The organism is Flavobacterium movens, from assembly GCF_039581425.1.
Taxonomy (GTDB): Bacteria; Bacteroidota; Bacteroidia; order Flavobacteriales; family Flavobacteriaceae; genus Flavobacterium; species Flavobacterium luteolum.
The window spans coordinates 1-17,631 of the sequence record NZ_JBCPXY010000011.1 but is presented as its reverse complement, the minus strand read 5'-3'; the positions used below and the strand labels follow the sequence as shown (position 1 = coordinate 17,631).

Genomic DNA, 17,631 nt, shown 5'->3' with positions numbered 1-17,631 from the left:
GGCTTATGCTCTTTGAATTATATTGACAAATTCTAAAATCTGTTTCTGAATCTTTAAAGCAAAATTATCAATCTTTCCGTTTAATAAGTGGTAAGCGCTATAAGCAATAATTCCCACAATTAATCCAGAACCAGAACTGATCATTTTCTCGTACAAACCTCCAGAAATGTTTCCGATACTAATATTTTCAGTAACCGAAATGCTGTAGAAAATCTTGATAACCCCAGAAATCGTCCCGATAAAACCTAACGTTGGCGCGATACCAGCAATAAGTCCAAGATGGCCTAAATGCCTTTCCATTTCGCCAATCTCGATATCGGCAGCACGATCCATGTTAGATTCAATTTCAGCAATTGGTCTTCCTATTACCAAAACACCTTCTTTTAAGATATTTCCAGCTGCGGTATTATTTCTTTCTACAATAGTTCTTGCCAATTCAATATTCCCAGAATGTAATTTTTCGCCAATATCCTGCATCAATCTGCTGTCAATTTTAGATGCTCGGCTAATGTACATATAACGTTCAAAAATCAGGTAGATCGTATAAAACAATAAAATCGCGATTGGAATTAAGAACACTCCCCCTTTCATGATGAAACCAAACATTGAAATTTCATTTTGTGGCGCTGCGATCTTCTCGATCACTACATTTGAAGCATTTGCGATTGTATCTGTTTGTAACTGAATAAAACTAAACATATATTAATTCTGGTTTTTAATAATTAATTCTAAAAAATATTTGAAATTTGCAATAAAGATAATTTTCGCTGTAATATTAAACTACAAAAATCGAAATTTATTTCAATCAACAACCATTTTATCTAAACAAATGAACTATCAAGAAACTACCAATTGGATGTTTAATCAACTTCCAATGTACCAATTGCAAGGTGCTTCTGCGTATAAAGAAGATTTAACGAATATCAAATTGTTGGCAGCTCATCTTGATAATCCGCAAAACGAGCTAAAATGCATTCACGTTGCGGGAACAAACGGAAAAGGTTCTACTTCTCACATGCTTTCTTCTGTTCTTCAAGAAGCGGGCTACAAAGTAGGTTTATATACTTCTCCGCACTTGAAAGATTTTAGAGAAAGAATTAAAATAAACGGAAAAGAAATCTCTGAAGAATTCGTGATTGAATTCATCGCAAAACATAAATCTTTTTTTGAAGCCAATGATATGAGTTTCTTCGAAATGTCGGTTGGTTTGGCATTTGATTATTTTGCGGTAGAAAAAGTGGATGTTGCTATTATCGAAGTTGGTCTTGGCGGAAGATTGGATGCTACCAATATTATCACGCCTTTGGTATCGGTAATTACCAATATTGGTTTAGATCATACTCAGTTTTTAGGAAATACTTTGGAAGCGATTGCTGGCGAAAAAGCGGGAATTATTAAACCGAATGTTCCTGTGGTTATTGGTGAATATACAGATGAGACAAAACCTGTATTTTTGGCTAAAGCCGAAGAAAACAACGCACCGATTTATTTTGCTTCAGATTTGATTGATCAGATTTATTTGTCGGACTTGATTGGAGATTATCAGTTTCATAATAAAAAGACGGTTCAGCAGACGATTTCGATTTTGAATAACGAAACCAATTTTAAAATCTCGACCGAACAATTAAAAGAAGGTTTATTGCATGTGGTAAAAAATACTGGCTTGCAAGGCAGATGGCAACAATTGGGAGAAAACCCGAAAATCATTTGCGACACGGCACACAACAAACACGGATTAACGGTTGTAATGAATCAGCTGAAAAACGAAAAATACGATAAACTTCATATTGTTTTGGGGGTTGTAAATGATAAAGATTTAGATTCTATTTTGCCACTTTTCCCAAAAGATGCGCAATATTATTTCTGCAATCCAGATTCGTCGCGAGCTTTGCCTGCAGAAACTTTAAAAAATGCGGCTGAAAAATTCAGTTTAATAGGAGAAAAATACGATTCTGTTGAAATCGCTTTCGCGGAAGCAAAGAAAAATGCCTCAGAAAATGATTTTATTTATGTTGGCGGAAGCACTTTTGTGGTTGCCGAACTGCCTTTGAACTAAAATATACTTTTGATGTAGAAAAAACTTCAAAAAAATCATTTTAATAACAAATTCATAAACAAGGAGATATAAACTATTTTTAAAAAAGTTTTATTTTTTATTCGAATTTCTTTGCAGAACTCAAAAACTAGCGTATATTTGCACTCGCAATCACGAAATGATAGCGACCTAGTAAAATAGGGCGATTAGCTCAGCTGGTTCAGAGCACCTCGTTTACACCGAGGGGGTCGGGGGTTCGAACCCCTCATCGCCCACTAAGAAACTCCTTAAGAAATTAAGGAGTTTTTTTTATGCTCTTTTTTCAAAAAACACCTTTACAAACACAATAAAAAACTTATAAAAATGAAAGGTTATATAATAGCAATAGTTTCCCTGATTTTAATTTCCTGCAATGGTCAGCAATCAAAAAATCAAGACAGAATAATAACCCAAAAGGATTTAAAAAATGAGAAAATGAAAGATTATATCTTTTTGAAAGATATGTATGCAGATTCATACTTTCCAAAATTTCTTGTTGATAAAGTAAAGACAATACTTATCGACCTATGTTTTGAAATCGAGAAAACATCTCCAAAAAATCTTGATGAATTCTACCAATTAACACATTCTGCAACAATAAAAATCAATGAATTACAAGATGATTTTTACGAGAATAATAGTGAAATTGAAACTGCCGCAAGAGAATCAATTGGACAAGATTTTGATATTATTGCAAAATCTTACGGATTTGATGCTGATAAGGAAGAAATAATCGCACCTAGAGAATGGTAAAAATCAGGAATTAAACTGAATTAAAATCATTTTACGTATATAAAATTACGCATACTGAAAAAGCAAAATATTGTCTTTTTATAGAATCGGATCATATTCTATTTGCTTGATAATAAAATTTTCAATTTTTAACCTAAAACCAAAATCATTTTGAAGATAATCTTGTAAAGTAATTTCAGTATTAAAATTATCATTTTCATCAATACTAATATCTCCTGCTCGCGCGAGCATCTCGCTCGTGCATAAACTGGATTCACGAGCGAGACGCTCGCGCCAGCAGGTGTTTTTTTATCTATTAATATTCTACTTTTGGATTAATTAAAGAACTCTTTACTTAGCAAAAAAAAAGCATACATGAAAAACGAAGAAGATTGCCCAAGAATTCATCGATATTTATTTTCTGACATGTATCTATCTGACGATGGGATTGAATTATCAAAAAAAGCCATAATTAAACGATTCGCAGATCGCAATAAAGATGAGTTTTATCATAGATACATAAACTGGGAAAGAAAAAAAAATGAAATTATTGTCTTTACACTTTATGCTTATGCAGACTTAAAGATAAATAAAGAATTCGATTGCATTTTCAACATCAACAACCTTGATGAGTTTGTTTTCGAAAAATTTATTTTAACTCAATCAATCTATGAAGGATGGGCGCCAACGGACACTATTGACAGGGGACACAAAAATTTATTAGTTTTTAGATTTGAAAAAGAAATTCCAAAAATACTTTTCAAATTACATAAGGAAGAAACTCATGGAGACACTAGACCAAAAGATTACGTAAAACTAGGTTTCTGTAACAAAAATGATTTTGAAGTTATAGCTAATGGTCTTAAAAAATATCATTTGTTAAGAGAAAAATACGGAACAGAATATTGGAAATATGAAGATGAAGAAACAGAAGAATAACTAAATCCAAACTATTTAATTAACCGAGAGCCTTCTATCAATATTTTATGCTTTTAAAATCAAAAACATTAGACAAATACTCCTTGTTTTTGTGCTCAAAAACAAGCAATCCATTGAAATAAAACATATTAAATTGAGAACTCTCCAGAGCTAAATGTTTTATTCTATAATTGTAATTCAATTCTTTATGAATATTATTAAGTATATCTAAAGATTCGCTTTTTTCGATTTCCAGCCACTTCTCTATTTCAATTGTTTTACCCGCATTACAAATCACTTCTGCATCATCATTTGGTCTCCTAAATAAATCAAAACAAAAATCATAAAGAGCCTCTTTTGGAACAAACACTATTTTTTCACTAAAACATAAATTGTAAGTAACTTTAAAATTGCCATCATCCTCAAATTGTATTTTTATCTTATTCACTTCGCTAACAAAAAGGACAGAATTTGAAAAAGTATCAAATTTGTGTTTGAAGTTTTCTGACAGCACTTTTAAATTTTCAATAATAATACAATCCATTTCTACAGTGAGTTTATATTTTAAAATTTACAAATGCTAATATAGTATTATAAATTCCAGAATCACAAACAACTATTCATGGTCTTATTCTTACTATAAAAATTGTATTTTTGTTTACCGCTCCCCAAGAAAATCTGTAACATACATTTAAAATCTGTTTTTTACAGTTCTGGTTTATTCACTTAATTATTATCTTTGAATTATGAGCACACTATCAAGACCAAAACATATCGGAAGAAATATTAGTCGTATTCGTGAACTTCGCGACATGAAGCAGGAAGCTTTGGCGCAAGCTTTAGGCACAAGCCAGCAAACGGTTTCCGCTATTGAAAACAGCGAAACTATAGACGACACAAGACTAGCTGAAGTTGCAAAAGCACTTGGAGTAACTGCAGAGGCTATTAAAAATTATTGTGATGATATGGTATTGAATATCATAAACAATACTTTTACCAATACTAGCCACGATAGTTCAACAATTAATTCAATTAATGTTCAACCTAATTTTAATCCGCTTGATAAAATTGTAGAACTTTACGGAGAAAAAGAAAAACTTTACGAACGCTTAATCCAAGCCGAAAAAGACAAAGTTGAATATCTCGAAAAAATAGCAAAAGGAAAATAACCTTTTTAAAGCATAAAAAAACTCCATTATTTCTAATGGAGTTTTTTTATGCTTTCGCTTTTTTATTTGTCTAACTTTTTTTCAATTTCTTTAATAAGTTCAACTGCAAGTGGTTTTGTATTTTCTTTATAAACCCTTATGTTGTTTTTACCTAGTTTAACAAGATATGAAAGTGTCTTTTTATATTTTGGATCAGAATATAATTCTTTTTCTGGCTTATCTGCATTTTCTATTTCTTTATCAAAACACTTAAACAAAAATTCAGTGTACATTTTATCAACTTCGTTAGCAGCTGGAACAAATATTTGGTAGTAGTTTAAGATTTTCTGTTTTAATTTTTCGTCTTCAATATAGCCAAGTTTACCGCTTGATTTAAAACTTTCGTAATTACCTATAGTCAATGTTTGTCCGTGCGAATGAATTGGAAAGTTTACTTTACTTTTAGATTTATAAATACTATCTAGTTGAGAAGACGTTAATGCCAAAATTTTTTCGTAGTCTGCGTTTGTCTTTTGGTACATTCCCACTTCTCTATCAATACTTTCGATATCATTCTTTAAATCATTTTTTAAATTACCAAGAAACGCTTGTACTTCTTCTTGCTGGTGCCTATGTTCGCTCCAACTGTGCAGCGATATTGAAAGTGTAACAGCAAAAACGATAATGCATATTTCTATAATGATTTCTTTTACTTTCTCACCTACTGTGTGTTCTGATTTTTTGACAGCTTTGTAAATTTTGTTTGAATGCTTGGTTATCTCTTCTTGCATAATTTAGTTTTCTAGTTTTAACTTGGGTTGTTATTTGAAGTTTATTTTAGTACGCTATTTAACTCTATAAATTCAAAAGCGAATATAAGACTATTTGCAAAATCTCTTATTAATTTCTTAAATTCCGCATAAAACTTTTCTTAAACAGTTAAAATAAGAATCATAAAAAAACTCCTTAATTTCTTAAGGAGTTCTTTACACGCTTTTAAACTTTAATAATCAATCATTATTACTTTGTATTTTCTCGCATACTTTTTCAAGAAGACTTTTGGTTTGCTTGAAATATTTCATTTTATCATCGATCTCTTTTATTTTGGCTTGAAAAAGTTCTAGTGTTTCTGGTTTCGAATCTGTTGTCTCGAACCAGCTTATCAATATTTTTTTTATTTCTGCTAAAGTAAATCCGACTTCTCTTGCTTCTATAATAATTTCTAAACGCTCAATAGTATTAGCATCGTAATGTTTATAGTTATTAGAGGTCACTTTTTCATCAGTCAATCCTTTAATCATTCCTAAATTCTCATAATATCTAATAGTGTGGATTGACAATCCGGTTCTTTTTGACAATTCGTTTACAAGCATAATTTTATTTTTTTGATGAAAAAACAATAAAGTATAGAGTATAGTCTATACTTATCGGTTACAAATATACTAATTGTTTTTACTTTTAAAATTTTAAAACACGAGAAATGAGATTTTACATAAAAAAACTCCATTATTTCTAATGGAGTTTTTGAAAATTAAAGAGGAATCTTTATTTCAATTTCGTCAGCGCTTTAGAATTTCTCAACAAAAACACATATTGAAAATAATCAGCCGTAACAGCATCTTTAAGCGGCACAATATTTTCTCCAAAAGCTCTCGATTTTACTGTTATTAAATTTTGCGATTTCAGGTAAGGTGAATTTTTCGAATTAACTTTAAAAAGTGTGATTGATTCTGGTTTGCTCAATTCTTTTATATCATTAATTCCTTTTACAAGCATTAATGGTCCGTCGGCATTTATCCAATCTACTTTTTCATTTTCAGGAGTTGGAAACTGAGGATTTTTAGGAAGATACATTTCGCTATCAATTGTATAGCTTACAAAGCTTGTCACTTTTACTCCCGAATCTTTTAATCCTGCAGCAAAAGTTGCTCTGCCCGATTCTGTTTTCTTTTGCAGTGTATGAAAATATCCAAAAAGTCCGTAGAATTTTTCATTTTCAAGATGCTCCTTCTGAATTGCATTTTTAAAATTACTCACCATTGCTTCATCTCTTGAACCTTTAGATTCATCGTCAAAATTTTTATCAATTCCGATCACGGTAATTTTTAGAGAATCAGCCAAATTTTGATTGTAATCGTATATGGCATTCCATTTATCAAATAATTCCTGGCTAGCTTGCTGCGGAATTCTTCTCTTAATAGACTCAACAACTTCTTTCAAAATTGCTTTATTCTTTTGTTTCTCAGACAAAAAAGCATTCAACTTTTTAGCTGTCAAACTATCCATTTCGGCAATATAATATTTGATTCCCACTTTCTTATTCAAGAAAAAAAGCATTTCCTGATCTATTTTCTGATTATCTGCATAACCATGAATTTCACCTAATAAGAAAACTTGCGATTTATAAAACTCATCATCAAATAGTTTTTCGTCAATAGAAGTTCCTATCTGAACATTATTTTTTGATAAATAGCTGATATTATCATCATTTTTAGATTCTAAAAATAATTTATTGCTGATAAATAAATAGGCCATAAAAAGCAAAATAATACTCAAAAGGCTAATAAACGTGATTTTGATAAATTTTAAAATTTTCTTCATGGTTTTGAATTATGGTTGTTTTGATTTTGATGTAAAAGTATTTTTATTCAATAAAACATTCAATTTTTATTGACCGAATTGTTGTTTCTACTAGATGAATTGTTTTTATGTTTTAAAAATTATGAAATTCATTTTTCGAAGAAACAAACCAAACCGTTTAAAATCAAAAACTTATAAAAACCCCATAAAAAACACAAAAAATATATTGAATTACACTTGTATTTATAAGACATTTACAGCGCTAATTTCTTTTACCCATTTGATTAATATCATCAAAAGTGTAAATTGATTGAACTCAAAAAACAAATACCATTTTATGAAAACAAAAATTTTATCTGCCTTCTTTTTATTTTTATCAATTACCGTATTCGCTCAAGAAAAAGTAAATTTTACAGAAGAATTTAAAAAAGAAAACCAAGGAAAATCTACTGTTGAAATTAACGAAGTAAAAGAGCTTCTAACAATCATGTTAGCTATTACCGATTTTGGTTTGGAAAATGACGACATGTTTGAACAAAAAGGAGATTATTATCAACGTGTTCTCAAACATTTCAAACCTTATAAAGAGGAAGAAATCATCAAAACAATGAATTCTCTTTTAATGAAAAATCCGCTTGAGTATATTTTCTTTACTGGAAATGCTCAAACCTATTTTTTAAAAAATGATGTTCTAATTCCGAACAATGCTTACATTTTGCCTGCTAATAAAGTAGCTAATGTTAAGATTGAAGTAAATCCGATTACGACTTATAAAAAAGAGATTGAAGATTTTGCTAAAAAATCTCATTTTAATGAATTCTATAAATCTGAAAAACCTTTTTATGACAAGATAATTTCTGATTATGAGAAATATTCAAATCTTCGTAAACAATGGAATTGGCTAGAAAAAAACTTTGACACAAAAATCAATAGTTATATTGTCTATACTTCTGCATTAATAAACGGTCTTAATTATACTGGAGGCTACGAAAACAACAATTTTCATCTTATCGAAATGGTTTTACCAACTATACAAAAAGTAGAAGGCCGATCAGAAAAAAACAGTGAAGCTTTTAATACACGCAGTATGTTTACCGAAATTGATCATAATTATGTCGAAAAACCAAGCGTAAAACATAAAGAAGAATTAAATACAGCGCTAAAAGAAAGAGAAAAATGGGTGAATACAAAAGCATATGGAACTGAATATTATCCCGATGGCTTTAAAGTTTTTAATGAATATATGACTTATGGCGTCTTTATATTATATGCTGAAGAAATTTACAAAAGTGACATAAAACTCCTTCAAGAAATCAACAATGAGGTAAATTCTGTAATGATTGACAGAGGCTTCATTAAAATGAAAGAGTTTAACGAAGAATTGAAAAGTCTTAGAAACAAAAACAAGAAAAAGAAAATTGATCAGTTGTATCCTGAATTAATCAAATGGTGTAGTTTACAATAATTGCAAATATTTGAATGAAAAACTCCATTTAACAAAATGGAGTTTTTTTATTTTTAAGCTTTGGAAATAACAATTGTTTTTCTTGTAAATTAGTTACTCTTATGAAAAAGAAAAAACATTCATAATCTTGATGAACGTTATAGAATTATAAACATCACAAATAAATGGAAATATTAATAATTACAGGACCTCCATACTCAGGAAAAGGCACACAATGCGAAATTTTAAAAGACGAACTTAAATTTGAGCATATTTCAACTGGAGACAGATGCCGTTTGGAAAAACAAAATGAAACGGAAATTGGAAAAATAATGTCTCAATATGAAGAAAAAGGAGATCTAGTTCCTGATTCTATCATGAAAGATCTTTTTAGTAAAATATTGGATGAAAACAGAAATGCTAAAGGAATAATTTTAGATGGTTACCCAAGAACTGAACCCCAAGTAAATGATTTATTGGAACTCGTAAAATCTAAAAATCTGGAAATTGGAAAAGTAATCAATATTGATGTTCCCAAAGAAGAGCTTTTAAAAAGAGCACAAAAAAGAGCCGAAACTTCTAACAGAAAAGACGACAAAGATGCCAGCATCCATCTTAAAAGAATCGAGGTTTTTGAAAGTTCAACTAGACCTGCAATTGAATATATGAAATCAAAAATCAAAGTCTTAACTTTTGATGGAATGGGTACAATTGAAGAAATAACAAAACGTATTAAGGATAATTTGTAAAATAGCGTAATTAGTTTATTGAATTACAACTTTATGAAACCCAATAAAAAACTCCATTATTTCTAATGGAGTTTTTTTTATTTACACTAATTGTTATCTCACTCTTACTAAATCTAAGTCCTGAAAATCAAAACTAAAATCAATGTTTGGAGAGATGCCTTTCATTTTAATAGATTGAGCTTTGCCATTTTCATCCAAAGAGAACATTGCTAATGCATCGCAATTCATCGCTTGATATTCCCATTTTATGGCAAATGTATTGGCGTTGTAAAAAGCCATTGGACCATTTAATTTTGGTGATCGGTACGATTTAAACCATAATTGTTTATTTTTTTCAAATACTTCAATTTCACCAAACCATTTATCAGCATAAACACCAATAAAATCTTCATTCTTTATTTTTACATTTTTTGAAAGCTTTACTTTTTCCCAAACTTTTTTAGTTACATCATCACCAGAATTTCTATCTTCATTCATCCACTGCACCAATTTATCGGTCCATCCAAAATCATCTAAACCTAAATAACTATCAGAAATGGTATTGCTAACTGCTGTAAAAAGTCCTCCTCCTCCATTTTCAGTATTAGTTAAAATTACAATCCCCAAATTCAAATCTGGATACATGGTTACAATAGAAAGCATTCCAGGCAAACCTCCAGTATGAGATACTTTTAAATTTCCTTTTTCATCTGATAATTGCCAGCCTAAACCATAACCATTAAAATGAGAATTGTATCTCGGGTTTTGATCTGTTTCCTGAACAGTATGTATTCTCCACATTTCATTGTGGTTTTTTAAGGAAAAAAGCGTCGTTTTCAAATCTGGTCCGTACTGGCCTTTATTCAAACGAACTATCATCCATTTCGCCATATCTTGGGCATTAGAAAATATACCGCCCGCAGCAGCATTAATTTGATCATTAAACCCTTCTATTTTTTTTATCGTTCCAGACTCAGACGAATGCGAAACTGCAAAATTAGATGTATCTTTTATTAAACTACTTCCAACAAAAGTATTGTTCATTTGTAAAGGATCAATAATTCTTTTTTGTACAAATTCCTCATAACTCATACCGCTTACTCTTGCAATTACTTCACCGGCTACTATATAAAGCAAATTATCATAATCCCATTTCGTTCGAAAAGCTGAAACAGGCTTAAAATGCTGAAAACTTGTCAAAACATCTTTAATGGTAAAATTAGTACCATCAGGAAAAAACATCAAATCACCTACTCCCAATCCTAATCCGCTACGATGAGTCAGCAAATCCTGTATATTAAAATTTTCCGTTACATAATCATTATACATTTTAAATTCAGGAGCATAATCTTTTACCTTATCAGTCCATTTTAATTTTCCTTCATCCTCCAAAATAGAAAGTGCTGCCGTTGTAAATGCTTTACTATTAGAGGCAATTTGAAAATTAGTATTTTCATTTACAGCTTTTTTTGTCTCTATAGAACTAACTCCGTAGCCTTTTAAATGAATTATTTTTCCATCTTTAACAACTGCAATTGATGCTCCTGCTACTTTAAATTTCGCTAAGGCAGATTCCATCAATACATCAATATTTTGTGATGTAATTTGCCCAAAGGCGGTTGCTGACGAAAAGCAGATACAAATAACTAATACTAAATAACTATTTACTTTTTTCATTTATAGATTTAATTAATGTTTCCAATTCCGTTTTTTTCTGGTTGACAATTATCAATTGACTTTTATTGTCTAAAAGAATTTTCTCTACAAATTCTTTATCAGGATTTGCTTTCCAGTTTTTCAATTCTGTAAACTTACTTTTCAAAAGTTTTATTTTTTCTTTACTATCTTTTGAAATAATTACCATTTTGGTCAATGGTGTCTGCTTCATTTTTTCAATGCTACTTTCTGAAATTTGATCTTCGTATTCTGTTCTGGAGCGATATCTGAATATTTTATTTATAGTTTTAAAATCTTTTTCATTTTCTGTAATCACATAACGATACGTCATTATATTATCAAGTTCATTAATCCAATTTGGAAAATTGGTTTCATAAAGATGGACATACTGATCTATAAAATTTTTATCGATCGGCTTCTTTTGTTCGATGTATTCTATGGTTAACGGATAAATCTGCTTTGCCATCAAATTGATATACTTATTATTATACCATTCTCCAACGTCAACTTTTCCGTCCAATTTTTCATAAACATAGCCGTTTCCTAATACTGTTGCCAAAACTTCGTTCAGTAATTGATAAGCATAGTTGCTGCATTTTGATTTATTCTCTTTAAAATAAGTGTCAATTTCAGTTTTTACTTCCAACGATTGTTCGTCGTAAATGATATGATACGTTTCATGCATCATTACACTAAATAAATCTTTATGCAATTTTAAATCGGTTTGAATAGCGCTGACAAAATTATTGCAAAATGCAGAAGCAGTAAAGCCTTTTGAATTAGGCAACGGATAAAAAGCAGCCACAAACGGGATCGAATTATCCCAACTGGAATTATAAAATACTAATCCGGTTTTAAAATAATTTTCAATCTCGTGATCGTTAGAATATTTTTTAATTTCATCTAACTGTTTTTCAAACTTTTCTTTATTCGGATTATAGATCAAGTCATTATAGATAGGAATAAATTCTGAAATACATTCTCCTAAATCACTCAGCGTTTTATTGGGAATCATTCCTGCAGAACGAATTTTGAAATCAGTTAAATTGTCGGTTTCAATCAAATTCTTTTTCAAAATATCCTGTGTCTGCATTGTTTTCTTTGATCCATACAGAAAATCTTCGAAGCGAAAACTATAAGAAATAGACAATTGATCAAATTTTGAGATTATATTTTTATACTTCTCACTATTATATTTTGAGTTTTGAAACTCTGTTTTAAAAACATTGTCTGGATAATATTCGGATAGATTTTCTAAAAAAACAAAAACAGCCAACTGCTCCGAATATTTAATTTTGAAAGAGGCATTTTGTCCAAATGTCTGTAAGGTTAAAAAGAGAAACAAATACTTTATTACAATACTAATTTTCAAGTTTATTCATTTTAAGTTACTAAAACATTTGTAAGATTATAAAGCTAATATACTATGTTTTTCCACAGGATATCAGTTTTAATATTTTAATACAAAAAATAAATACCGAAGACCTTTTATCGAAAGTTCTTATTTAAGAATTTGTCGCTATATTTTTCTTTCTTTTATCATTAAGATAATTTCGTACTGGAATATCATAAATCACCATTACTAAATATGCAAAACCAACAAGTAGAACTACAGAAGTAATTACAATTAAAGTCAATTGTGTTGTATCGGGTTTATAATTGGTATAATAATTTCCAAACATCCATAAAACGGCATAATGTGTCATGTACAACGGATAAGATATTTTTCCAGAAAAAACGCATGCTCTTTTTAATCTTGGTTTTAAAACAGCACCTGCTCCTAAAGAAATCAGCAATGGAAAATACAATAAAACTACTAAAGGTTCAGAAATCCAGTTCCATTCTGAAAATGGCATAATAAAAGCTAACAGTAATAAAAAAGTCAATCCGCCAAAACCAAGTTTATTTTTTATAATCCAGTTGGAACGGTAAATAAGTAATCCTGCTAAAAAAGAATAGGAAATTCTAGCACATCCATCCCAAAAAGTCGGACCACTCCAACCTCCTAATAAACTTCCTGAATTATATCCAACATAGCAAATCGCAATTGCTGCTAATATAGTTAGCAGTAATAAAAAGCTCCTACTGATTCTATAAAGTACAAATGCGTAAACTATATTAGCGATATATTCCCAAAACAATGACCAAGCAGGCGCATTAAAACTAAACAGGTTAAATCCGCGATCGGCGATAACTGGAAGTGGAATAAGAAACAGAGAACAGATAAATGTCAAAATAATTTTTCCTGTACTGTATAATTCTAAATGACCGCCAAACGGATCGAATAAAAATGCCAACAATCCTAATATAGATCCAGCAATCACTAAAGGATGCAATCTTATAATTCTTGATATAAAGAAATTGCGAAGTCCCATTTTTGCAATACGGTCATCATAAGCATATCCAATCACGAATCCTGACAGGCAAAAGAAAAAATCGACAGCTAAAAATCCGTGTCCAATAAAGTTCTGACTTGGATCAGTAAAAATCCATTCCATAAAATGAAAAACAACAACAGCAAAAGCTGCGATGCCTCTTAATCCGTCTAAAATTTCAAAATGCTGTTTGGTTTCAAGAACTGCTGTAGTGGACTGGCTTGTACTCATTAGATTGCAATAAACTTATAAATTAGGTAATTTGGTATCGTTGCAAGTTCTACAAATTAATATTCAAATCAAAATCAGATTTATTCAATTCAGCTGTTAAATTGTTTGAAGTTTCACATTTAAATAACTTTTTATGCTTTTTCACGGAATGCTTTTTTATTAATTTTACCGAAAATCAAATTTTATCATGAGTTTTAAAGGTTGTCTTCCTCCTCCATAAATTAATAATGCTTTTTTAGTATTGACACTTGACTGTATGCTTTCAGTCCGATTTCTTGTGTCTTTACTCCAATTAAACAATTATTAATTTCTATATATCCTCAAAAAGGATAGACAACTTCTTATGAAAAAATCTTATTTGATACTGCATGCTGCAGTTTTACTGGCCGGTTTTACTGGCGTTTTCGGAAAACTTATTTCTCTTAATGAAATCACTTTAGTTTGGTATAGAGTATTATTTGCTTCAATTATTCTCTTTTTCATTTTAAAAATTTATAATCTTAAAATGCTGAAGTCATTTTCTGAAGCCGTAAAAATTTCCAAAGCCGGAGTATTGATTACCATTCACTGGATTTTCTTCTATGCCAGCATTAAATATTCTAACATCTCAATTGGTGTAGTTTGTTATTGCCTGACTAGCTTTTTTACAGCTTTTTTTGAACCTATACTCAATAAAAAAAGGTTCAACCTAGTTCAAGTTTTGCTAAGTATGCTAACCTTGCTAGGAATAAGCTTGATTTTTCATTTTGACTCCTCCTATCAACTTGGAATTTTACTCGGAGTAATTTCATCTGCCTTTGCTGCCTTGTACACTATTTACAATGAAAGGCTGGTACAATTTTATGACAGCAAACTAATCAACTTCTACCAGATGTTTGGAGGAACTTTAGCATTAGGGCTCCTTCTACCTGTTTATTTTTATAATTTTCCAGATCAAACATTCATTCCAAATTTAAAAGATATCTTTTATCTGTTAATTTTAGCTTCATGCTGTACTGTTGCTCTTTACGTAATGTTTGCAGAATCACTTAAAAAGATTCCTGCGTTTACCATCAACCTAACATTTAACCTAGAGCCAATTTATTCCATAATATTAGCCTTTTTATTTTTTAATGAAGGGCAATCGGTTAATTTCTCTTTTTACATAGGAATAAGCTTGGTTATGACTTCCGTTCTTTTCCAATCTTTAATTTCCATTCGAAAGAAAAACAACATCACAGAGCAAATCTCTTAAAACAGAAAAACTCCTTTGTATAAAAGGAGTTTTTATTTTTATTTATTTTTTTAATCATTCAATCCTTTTCCGTCTAAAATACGCAGAATATTTTTTTCTACTCTAGCTTCTCTAGTTTTAGATTGTTTAGGTTGAGAAAAATGGAGCAAATACGCTCGCTGTCTTCCAGGAGTTAAAGCATAGAACGCTTTTTTAAAATCAACATCAGAATCAAATTTGTTCTGAAGTTCTTCTGCAATTTCAAACTCAGAAACTTTCTTCAACTCTACTTTTTGTCCAGATTTTTCAATTTCGGCCGCTTCAAAAATATACTTTTTCAGAATTTCTTTTTTAGCTAAAATATCTTCAACATTTGTAAATCGAACTTGGCGTGCCGCCTGAACATTCTCTGATTGTTGAATCAAGATATTATCTGGATCTTTCATTAAAGCGCCTTTGAAAAACAAAAAAGCACAATATTCTTTAAAATAATGAATCAAAACAATATTTGCTTTTTCAAAAGTATAACAAGGAGATCCCCATTTCAATTCTTCAGACAAATGACAGTCTAAAACAATTTCTCTCATTTGTTCAATTTCAGCTTTCCATTTTTCAGCTTTTTCGAAATAAAAATCAACTTTAGAATTGGTACTATATTTTGTCATGATGAGTTAATTTATTAAATATATAAATTTAGCATTTTTATATATTTAAATGTCAAAGCCTTTAATAATTCCCCTTTTAGATCGATGAACAAAATTTAGAATCTTATCACGTTCAACTGTTTTCACGAATTCTTCATTAATTATTTCCAAAGCAAATTTTGTATTTCTCTTTTCTTGAAATAAAATTCTATAAATTGACCGAAGTTCATCAATTTTTTGAGAATTAAATCCTCTTCTTTTTAGACCAACAGTATTTAACCCTGCAAATCTTAAAGGTTCATGAGCAGCAACAATATAAGGAGGAACATCCTTAACAACTCGGCTTATGCCACTAATCATAGCATGCTCACCAATAATTGAAAATTGATGTATAGCTGTTAGTCCGCTAATATTTACCCAATCTTCAACAGTTACTTCACCAGCCATTCCAACACTAAAACCTATAATGCAATTATTTCCAATAATGCAGTCATGGCCAATATGTGCATTGGACATAATTAAATTAGAATTACCAATACATGTTTTTCCTTTAGAAACTGTCCCTTTATTAATTGTTACAAATTCCCTAATTATATTGTTATCGCCAATTTCTAAAAGAGTATATTCTCCTTTGTACTTCAAATCTTGAGGAATACCGCCTAAAACTGCATTAGAATGAATTTCACAATTTTCGCCAATTCTTGATCCACCTAAAATTGTTACGTTATTTCCTATTCGAGTATTATCGCCAATTACAACATCCTCCTCAATAGTTACACCATTTCCTATGCAAATATTATTACCTAAAACAGCATTTTTATTAATAAAAGTATCTTTCAATTTTTGCGTCATTAATTAGCCACAAAAATTCAAAAAGTTTAAATACTTTTTATTGATGTAATATCAAATAATTGATGTCCTAATCCTGCTCAATGTTTCCTGGCTTACGCCGATTAATGACGCAATATGCTTCAATTTGGATTTTTTAATAATCTGAGGAAATGACTCTAAAAGAAATAAGTATTTTTTCTCGGCAGTCATTAAACGAAATAAATGATTAAACTCATTTATTTGAGAAAGATAATACCGAAGCTGTTTTATATGAAATTTAGTAAATAACGGATATTCCAATAAAGTCTGCTCATCAGAATAAGACAGCGAATAGACAACTGTTTTTTCACAAGTTTGAAAATTCTCAAATGCTGGTTTCTGCTCAAAGAAACTACTCATTGAAGTTACAAATTGATTATCCGTATAAATCCATTTGGTAACTTCTTCCCCATCTTCGATGCAAAACCTTCGAACTGCACCCGATTTTATAAAATAGATATTATTACAAACTTTACCCTCTTCAATAATAAATTCGTCTTTCTTAAAAGTTACTTCAACAAAATTTTCTTTTATAGCAAGCTCTGTCTCCGAATCTAATTTCTCAAAACTATTTATAATCTGAATTAGCTCTTCCATCTATTTTTTATTTCGTTATAACCAAATTTAAAACGAATTTAAGACAAAAGCTAAACCAAATTAACAAACCTTGTTTTTAACAGATTTTAAGAACTTTAAAGACTTAACAATTAAAATTTGATATTCTTCCTTTATGAATAAATATTAACGGAATTAAAACAAAAACTAAGCTTAAAATATCAGACGATTATATTTCTATGGTGTTTCCCTGCGGGCAAGGATAATGGCGAAAGAGGCTTTTAGGTGTCCCGCAAAAGGATGCCGCTTCCATCGCTAACGCGGCATACGGCCTATGAGCGGCTATTGCCCTCGGCCGGCCGGCATCTTTTCCAAAACCAATATAAACAGAAAAACCCTATCCGATCCGGATAGGGTTTTTCAAAAGAAAGGCGACGACATA

Annotated in this window: 19 protein-coding genes and 1 tRNA gene; 8 read left to right on the top strand and 12 right to left on the bottom strand. The window is 30.2% G+C overall.

The window, feature by feature from the left end; translation table 11 throughout:
* Nucleotides 1–3 precede the first annotated feature (3 nt).
* Nucleotides 4–699 carry a MotA/TolQ/ExbB proton channel family protein gene (locus AAYQ05_RS17960; RefSeq protein ID WP_343544763.1) on the bottom strand — a complete coding sequence of 232 codons (696 nt, stop codon included), beginning with the start codon at nucleotides 697–699 and terminating at the stop codon, nucleotides 4–6.
* Nucleotides 700–829: 130 nt separating this feature from the next.
* On the opposite strand from AAYQ05_RS17960, the gene AAYQ05_RS17955 reads away from it, so the two are divergent.
* The 3 genes from AAYQ05_RS17955 (at nucleotide 830) to AAYQ05_RS17945 (ending at nucleotide 2,827) form a co-directional block, all read left to right on the top strand.
* Nucleotides 830–2,056 carry a bifunctional folylpolyglutamate synthase/dihydrofolate synthase gene (locus AAYQ05_RS17955; protein ID WP_343544762.1) on the top strand — a complete coding sequence of 409 codons (1,227 nt, stop codon included), beginning with the start codon at nucleotides 830–832 and terminating at the stop codon, nucleotides 2,054–2,056.
* Nucleotides 2,057–2,235: 179 nt separating this feature from the next.
* Nucleotides 2,236–2,310: transfer RNA gene (locus AAYQ05_RS17950), tRNA-Val, on the top strand.
* Between the two features lie 199 nt (nucleotides 2,311–2,509).
* Nucleotides 2,510–2,827, top strand: coding sequence for a DUF5713 family protein (locus tag AAYQ05_RS17945; RefSeq protein ID WP_343544761.1), 318 nt, complete (start codon nucleotides 2,510–2,512; stop codon nucleotides 2,825–2,827).
* 78 nt (nucleotides 2,828–2,905) lie between these two features.
* Here the strand turns inward: AAYQ05_RS17945 and AAYQ05_RS17940 are convergent, their stop codons facing one another.
* Nucleotides 2,906–3,058, bottom strand: a complete 153-nt coding sequence (locus tag AAYQ05_RS17940) for a hypothetical protein (protein ID WP_343544760.1) — start codon at nucleotides 3,056–3,058, stop codon at nucleotides 2,906–2,908.
* A gap of 123 nt (nucleotides 3,059–3,181) precedes the next feature.
* Here AAYQ05_RS17940 and AAYQ05_RS17935 point away from each other — a divergent pair, with 123 nt between their 5' ends.
* The gene (locus tag AAYQ05_RS17935; RefSeq protein ID WP_343544759.1) at nucleotides 3,182–3,745 is read left to right on the top strand and encodes a hypothetical protein; all 564 of its coding nucleotides are present in this window, start codon (nucleotides 3,182–3,184) and stop codon (nucleotides 3,743–3,745) included.
* A gap of 37 nt (nucleotides 3,746–3,782) precedes the next feature.
* Here the strand turns inward: AAYQ05_RS17935 and AAYQ05_RS17930 are convergent, their stop codons facing one another.
* Nucleotides 3,783–4,268, bottom strand: coding sequence for a hypothetical protein (locus AAYQ05_RS17930; protein ID WP_343544758.1), 486 nt, complete (start codon nucleotides 4,266–4,268; stop codon nucleotides 3,783–3,785).
* 202 nt (nucleotides 4,269–4,470) lie between these two features.
* Here AAYQ05_RS17930 and AAYQ05_RS17925 point away from each other — a divergent pair, with 202 nt between their 5' ends.
* Nucleotides 4,471–4,893, top strand: a complete 423-nt coding sequence (locus AAYQ05_RS17925; protein ID WP_343544757.1) for a helix-turn-helix domain-containing protein — start codon at nucleotides 4,471–4,473, stop codon at nucleotides 4,891–4,893.
* Nucleotides 4,894–4,955: 62 nt separating this feature from the next.
* Here the strand turns inward: AAYQ05_RS17925 and AAYQ05_RS17920 are convergent, their stop codons facing one another.
* The 3 genes from AAYQ05_RS17920 to AAYQ05_RS17910 form a co-directional block, all read right to left on the bottom strand.
* On the bottom strand, nucleotides 4,956–5,663 hold the full coding sequence (locus AAYQ05_RS17920) for a DUF6090 family protein (protein ID WP_343544756.1): 708 nt from the start codon (nucleotides 5,661–5,663) through the stop codon (nucleotides 4,956–4,958).
* 219 nt (nucleotides 5,664–5,882) lie between these two features.
* Complete coding sequence (locus tag AAYQ05_RS17915; RefSeq protein WP_177211968.1) at nucleotides 5,883–6,245, bottom strand: MerR family transcriptional regulator; 363 nt, start codon at nucleotides 6,243–6,245, stop codon at nucleotides 5,883–5,885.
* 172 nt (nucleotides 6,246–6,417) lie between these two features.
* Entirely contained in the window at nucleotides 6,418–7,473 is a 1,056-nt protein-coding gene (locus AAYQ05_RS17910; protein WP_343544755.1) for a hypothetical protein, read from the bottom strand.
* Between the two features lie 316 nt (nucleotides 7,474–7,789).
* Here AAYQ05_RS17910 and AAYQ05_RS17905 point away from each other — a divergent pair, with 316 nt between their 5' ends.
* Nucleotides 7,790–8,917 carry a DUF4932 domain-containing protein gene (locus AAYQ05_RS17905; RefSeq protein WP_343544754.1) on the top strand — a complete coding sequence of 376 codons (1,128 nt, stop codon included), beginning with the start codon at nucleotides 7,790–7,792 and terminating at the stop codon, nucleotides 8,915–8,917.
* Nucleotides 8,918–9,081: 164 nt separating this feature from the next.
* On the top strand, nucleotides 9,082–9,645 hold the full coding sequence (locus AAYQ05_RS17900) for an adenylate kinase family protein (protein WP_281633975.1): 564 nt from the start codon (nucleotides 9,082–9,084) through the stop codon (nucleotides 9,643–9,645).
* 93 nt (nucleotides 9,646–9,738) lie between these two features.
* Here the strand turns inward: AAYQ05_RS17900 and AAYQ05_RS17895 are convergent, their stop codons facing one another.
* The 3 genes from AAYQ05_RS17895 to AAYQ05_RS17885 all read right to left on the bottom strand — a co-directional run bounded on the left by AAYQ05_RS17895 (nucleotide 9,739) and on the right by AAYQ05_RS17885 (nucleotide 13,907).
* The gene (locus tag AAYQ05_RS17895) at nucleotides 9,739–11,301 is read right to left on the bottom strand and encodes a serine hydrolase (RefSeq protein ID WP_343544753.1); all 1,563 of its coding nucleotides are present in this window, start codon (nucleotides 11,299–11,301) and stop codon (nucleotides 9,739–9,741) included.
* A complete protein-coding gene (locus tag AAYQ05_RS17890; protein ID WP_343544751.1) occupies nucleotides 11,285–12,673 on the bottom strand; it encodes a hypothetical protein in 1,389 nt (462 codons plus the stop codon). Before AAYQ05_RS17890 ends, AAYQ05_RS17895 begins: the two co-directional genes overlap by 17 nt.
* 133 nt (nucleotides 12,674–12,806) lie before the next feature.
* The gene (locus tag AAYQ05_RS17885; protein ID WP_343544750.1) at nucleotides 12,807–13,907 is read right to left on the bottom strand and encodes an acyltransferase family protein; all 1,101 of its coding nucleotides are present in this window, start codon (nucleotides 13,905–13,907) and stop codon (nucleotides 12,807–12,809) included.
* Between the two features lie 343 nt (nucleotides 13,908–14,250).
* On the opposite strand from AAYQ05_RS17885, the gene AAYQ05_RS17880 reads away from it, so the two are divergent.
* Nucleotides 14,251–15,141: a DMT family transporter gene (locus tag AAYQ05_RS17880; protein ID WP_343544749.1), complete on the top strand. Its 891-nt coding sequence runs from the start codon at nucleotides 14,251–14,253 to the stop codon at nucleotides 15,139–15,141.
* Nucleotides 15,142–15,191: 50 nt separating this feature from the next.
* On the opposite strand, the gene AAYQ05_RS17875 is transcribed toward AAYQ05_RS17880, so the two are convergent.
* From AAYQ05_RS17875 to AAYQ05_RS17865, 3 genes are read right to left on the bottom strand one after another with little or no spacing between them, the layout of a single operon-like run.
* Nucleotides 15,192–15,785, bottom strand: coding sequence for a YdeI/OmpD-associated family protein (locus AAYQ05_RS17875; RefSeq protein ID WP_343544748.1), 594 nt, complete (start codon nucleotides 15,783–15,785; stop codon nucleotides 15,192–15,194).
* Between the two features lie 45 nt (nucleotides 15,786–15,830).
* The gene (gene lpxA, locus AAYQ05_RS17870) at nucleotides 15,831–16,616 is read right to left on the bottom strand and encodes an acyl-ACP--UDP-N-acetylglucosamine O-acyltransferase (RefSeq protein ID WP_445709720.1); all 786 of its coding nucleotides are present in this window, start codon (nucleotides 16,614–16,616) and stop codon (nucleotides 15,831–15,833) included.
* Between the two features lie 51 nt (nucleotides 16,617–16,667).
* The gene (locus AAYQ05_RS17865; protein WP_343544746.1) at nucleotides 16,668–17,231 is read right to left on the bottom strand and encodes a Crp/Fnr family transcriptional regulator; all 564 of its coding nucleotides are present in this window, start codon (nucleotides 17,229–17,231) and stop codon (nucleotides 16,668–16,670) included.
* Nucleotides 17,232–17,631 lie beyond the last annotated feature (400 nt).